This window comes from Acetobacter sp. DsW_54 (assembly GCF_002153575.1).
Classification (GTDB): domain Bacteria; phylum Pseudomonadota; class Alphaproteobacteria; order Acetobacterales; family Acetobacteraceae; genus Acetobacter; species Acetobacter fabarum.
Genome location: NZ_JOPD01000067.1, coordinates 1 through 271 on the forward strand (window position 1 = coordinate 1; position 271 = coordinate 271).

Annotated in this window: 1 pseudogene; it reads left to right on the forward strand. The window is 64.2% G+C overall.

From position 1 onward, the window contains the following. Nucleotides 1–50: 50 nt before the first annotated feature. Nucleotides 51–271, forward strand: a pseudogene (locus tag HK20_RS13290) (hypothetical protein); the annotation flags it as partial.

Here is a 271-nt window from a genome sequence, read left to right on the forward strand (position 1 = left end):
GCCGCCTGAGGGATGCACAGCGTCACAACGGTCTGCGCGATACTGAGGATATGAAGAAGGCACACCTCCTCGCAGCGCTATGTATCCTGAGTGGATGCGCGCACGACCATGACGCGGACACCGCTCCGGTGCGCGTCGATACCCCCGGGATGCCATCGGCTGAGCTTGCCTTGCAGCAGAGCATCGACCGCGTCCACGGCTTCATCGCCAATATGCGTCAGCGGCTGAGCGACGACCCGGCCCTACACATCCGGCCCGGTCTCGCAGTGCA